Raw genomic sequence first — 4,414 nt, 5'->3', positions numbered from 1 at the left:
AAATAACGGCTAAATAAACTAAAAAGGCCATCATGCTTCTCCTTCGCCGGTGAGACTGATGGCACAAGCCGAATGACTTGTGCCATCGCTAGCTTACGACTGTAACAACGAAATATCAGCGACGTTGAGGAATTGGTCGCGTAGTTCATTAAGCAAGCTTAGGCGGTTGCGACGAATCGCTTCGTCGTCCGCATTAACCATGACCTCGTCGAAAAAGCGATCGACAGGCTCACGGAGCGTCGCTAACGCACTCAAAGCGGCTGCATAATCGCCATCAATAGCAGCAGTCGAAACTGTATCGCGAAGGCCGCTTAGCGCGTTATGGAGCGCTTTTTCTGCATCTTCCTGTAGCAACGACGTATCAACCGCTGCGAGCTTCATCTCGCTCTTGGCGAGAATATTACTGACCCGCTTATTCGCCGCTGCTAGCGCTTCCGCTTGTGGATTCGAGCGGAACTCAGCAACGGCTTTCACGCGGTGGTCAAAGTCGAGTGCGACAGTTGGGCGACGAGCTAAAACGGCTTGGATAACATCGACCGAAATGGATTGATCTTGATACCATGCGCGGAAACGACCAAGGAGGAAGTCGACCACTTGTGTGGTCACTTCGTCTGGATTTTTAATAATGTTGCCGTAGTTAGCGACGGCGCTGCGTACGAGTGTCTCTAAGTCCAATGGCAGTTGCTTCTCAACTAAGATGCGCAACATGCCAATCGCAGCGCGGCGTAAACCGAATGGGTCACGATCGCCTGTTGGAATTTGTCCAATGCCAAAAATTCCAGCGAGGGTGTCAAGCTTGTCGGCGAGAGCCACTGCGCATCCCTCTAAACTTGTCGGTAATGCATCGCCGGCAAAGCGTGGGCGATAGTGGGCTTCAATCGCACTAGCGACCGCTTCACTTTCACCGTCGTGGCGCGCATAGTGCATGCCCATAATGCCTTGGACTTCAGGGAACTCCATGACCATGGAACTGACTAAATCGGCCTTCGCGAGTAAACCAGCGCGCGCGGCAGCGTTCTTGTCCGCTTTCAGCTCATCCGCAATAAATCGTGATGTGGCTTCCATCCGACGGGCTTTATCGCCAATGCTGCCAAGCTCTTTCTGGAAGAGAACCGAGTCAAGCTTGTCCAAGCGATCGGCTAGTTTGGTCTTCTTGTCTGATTCAAAGAAGAATTGAGCATCGGCTAAGCGCGGACGAATTACTTTTTCGTTGCCTTGGATGACTTGCTGCGGGTCACGACTTTGGATATTACTAATGAAAATAAAACGTGGAAGTAAATCACCGTTTTCGTTCACCAGCGGGAAGTAACGTTGGTCGTCCTTCATGGTATAAATCAGCGCTTCTTTGGGAACCGCAAGGAAAGACTCATCGAAGCTTGCGACCATAGGCACCGGATATTCCACGAGGGAGGCGACTTCATCAATAAGGTCTTCATCCCAAACCGGTACGGCATCTTCCGCTTTAGCGAGCTCGATCACGGATTCACGGATGGTTTCGCGACGCGCGGCGAAACTTGCGACCACATGCCCAGAGGCTAGGACATCAGCGTAGTTAGCGGCGTGATCCACGGTCAATCGTTCTGGGTGATGGAATCGATGTCCGTTCACCTTATTGTTGCTCTTCACCCCAAACAGTTCAGCATCGAGCACATCGCTATCGAGTAGCACGGTAAGTGTGTGTAATGGCCGAATAAACTGATAAGAAGTAGAGCCCCAGCGCATTGCCTTTGGAATCGGCAATTGTTTGACGGCTTGGTCGATAAAACCTTGCACTAAGTCATGAATACTTTTACCCGCGACTGTCGCATTATAAAGTAGCCATTCACCCTTATCGGTCTTTAAACGTTCAGCATCGTCGACGGTAATCCCTAAACCGCGCGCCCAACCTTCGGCTGCGCGAGTCGGATTACCATCTGCATCAAAGGCGGCTTGAATGGCAGGTCCACGCTTCTCAACAACTTCGTCCGCTTGTTGCGCGTCCACGCCTTTAATTAATGCCGCTAACCGCCGCGGTGTGGCGAACGATTCGACGGACTCAAACGCTAACCGCGCTTGGTTTAATTCGGCAACGAAGCTAGCGGTAAAACTTTCGCTTAAGCCTTTCAGCGCTTTCGGTGGTAGCTCTTCAGTACCCAGCTCAATTAACAAATCGTGACGCTGACTCATGCTTTGGCTCCTTTCTTTTGCGCTTTCTCTTGATTCTTGCGATGCACGGCGAGAGCTGCTTCAGCGTCTGCCTTTTCCGCTAATGGGAACCCAAGTTCGGCACGCGCAGCGAAGTAGGCCTCCGCACAGGCCTTTGCCATGGTGCGAACGCGTAAGATATAACGCTGACGCTCGGTCACCGAGATAGCGTGCCGAGCGTCGAGTAAATTAAATGCGTGTGACGCACGCATCACTTGCTCGTAGGCTGGCAACGGCAGGTTTTTGCTGATGAGCAATTCACATTCCTTTTCACAGGACTCAAAGCGCTCGAACAAAACGGCGACATCAGCGTGCTCGAAGTTATAGGCCGATTGCTCAACTTCGTTCTGATGAAAAACATCACGGTAGTAAATCGTGCCGCGTGGGCCAGTGGTCCAGACTAAGTCGTAGATGCTGTCGACGCCTTGGATATACATTGCCAAACGCTCAAGACCATAAGTAATTTCGCCGGCTACAGGTTTGCACTCTAAGCCACCAACTTGCTGGAAGTAGGTAAATTGGGTGACTTCCATGCCATTCAACCAGACTTCCCAGCCGAGTCCCCAAGCGCCAAGGGTAGGTGATTCCCAGTTGTCTTCAACGAAGCGGATATCGTGTACAAGCGGATCAAATCCAAGCAATTTTAACGAGCCGAGATATAGCTCCTGCAAATCAGCTGGATTGGGTTTCATGATCACTTGGAACTGATAATAGTGCTGCAGGCGGTTCGGGTTCTCACCATAGCGGCCGTCGGTGGGGCGGCGGCAGGGCTGCACATAGGCGTAGCTTGATGGTTCCGGTCCGATGGAGCGCAAGAAGGTCATCGGATGAAAGGTACCCGCACCCACTTCCATATCAAGCGGTTGAACAATCGCACAACCTTGCTGTGCCCAGTAATCTTGTAGGGCGAGAATTAAACCCTGAAATTAACGTCAAATTTTTCCATGAGATTTCCACTTCAATTCGGCCGAATTTCCGCTGTGCAGCGGCATGGGATTTGTGTGATTATACACCGAGCAAGCGCATAAATTATAGGGAGAATCCGCATGGGAACCGGCAAAGATTCAATTAATCGCTGCCCTTGGTGTGTCGGACACGCAGATTACGAGGAATACCACGACCAAGTGTGGGGTAAACCCGTGCACGATAGCGTCGAGCTTTTTGCCAAGCTATGCCTAGACGGTCAACAAGCGGGATTGAGTTGGATTACGATATTGCGCAAACAAGCAGGTTATGAATCTGCATTTTTCGGTTTCGACCCGTATCGACTCGCGCAAGTTCAAGGCGATGCACGTGCCGCGTTTATCGAAACGCAAATGCAGAATAGGGGGATTGTTCGCAACCGGCTGAAGATAAATGCGATTTTTAAAAATGCCGATGCGTTTGTTCGGCTCCATGAGCAAGGCGTTGATTTCGCCCAGTGGCTGTGGTCGTTCGTTGGCCATTCGCCGGTCGAGAATCAGCCCAAGTCGATGCAAGACATAGCGACGGAAACAGCAGAATCGCAAGCGTTGTCCAAGGCGTTGAAGAAAGCTGGCTTTACCTTTGTTGGCCCGACGATTGTTTATGCGTTTATGCAAGCGGTCGGTATGGTCAATGATCATCTCATTGATTGTGATTTTAAATAGGGAATAGAAATGAGTTCATTAGCAAGGGTGGCCGTTGCCAGTGCGGCCTTGAGTGCAGTTGCTCTGTTGGCTGGCTGCACGAGCCTCGTCGAACGCCAGATACTGAATATGGAGCCAGTAAGCGGGATGGCCAGTGTCGAGTTTGCAGTGGCCCCGAATCGACAACAAATTTGTGACGAAGCGGTTACCCATCAGTGCTTAAATTATCTTGATTTAGCCGTAATTGAAGTGAGATACGATGATGGCCTCAAGGCGCATGAGGACTTTACATGGACGTTGAGCATAAGCTCAGATCTGGAAAAAGATCGCAGCTTGAATGAATACTTCTCTGAGGAAACGATTTTCCGTTTTCCAGAACTCGCCATCGATGCGCCCGTGGTGATCGTCGCGCCAGGCTATGGCATGCAATCCGCTCATCTGTTCGCGCCGACTGGGGTTTGGTTGCGTTCACTGGGGTTTCGTCCGTTGATTATTGCTGGACCTACGGAGAGTAATCCAATGGCATTTGGCTTGCCAAATCTTGAGCTGATTCGCGATCACGTGATGCATCATTTCCGCGAAGCACCCGTGGTGTTGATGGGGTTTTCAATGGGCATGATGGC

The 4,414-nt window shown here is 51.0% G+C and carries 4 protein-coding genes; 2 read left to right on the top strand and 2 right to left on the bottom strand.

The genetic code is table 11. The features are described from left to right. Positions 1–93: 93 nt before the first annotated feature. Both glyS and glyQ read right to left on the bottom strand, forming a co-directional pair. Positions 94–2,166, bottom strand: coding sequence for a glycine--tRNA ligase subunit beta (glyS, locus tag J5F18_RS01175; protein ID WP_346300544.1), 2,073 nt, complete (start codon positions 2,164–2,166; stop codon positions 94–96). Continuing rightward, positions 2,163–3,098, bottom strand: coding sequence for a glycine--tRNA ligase subunit alpha (glyQ, locus tag J5F18_RS01170; protein WP_346302147.1), 936 nt, complete (start codon positions 3,096–3,098; stop codon positions 2,163–2,165). Before glyQ ends, glyS begins: the two co-directional genes overlap by 4 nt. 132 nt (positions 3,099–3,230) lie before the next feature. On the opposite strand from glyQ, the gene J5F18_RS01165 reads away from it, so the two are divergent. Together J5F18_RS01165 and J5F18_RS01160 are read left to right on the top strand one after the other, a co-directional pair. Then, positions 3,231–3,812, top strand: coding sequence for a DNA-3-methyladenine glycosylase I (locus J5F18_RS01165; RefSeq protein ID WP_346300543.1), 582 nt, complete (start codon positions 3,231–3,233; stop codon positions 3,810–3,812). A 9-nt stretch (positions 3,813–3,821) separates the two neighbouring features. Beyond that, a partial coding sequence (locus J5F18_RS01160) for a hypothetical protein (RefSeq protein ID WP_346300542.1) occupies positions 3,822–4,414 on the top strand: 593 nt, incomplete at its 3' end.

Source organism: Halomonas sp. BM-2019 (genome assembly GCF_017584085.1).
Note: the sequence above shows the minus strand (reverse complement) of the source record. Positions and strands in the feature narration are given on the sequence as shown.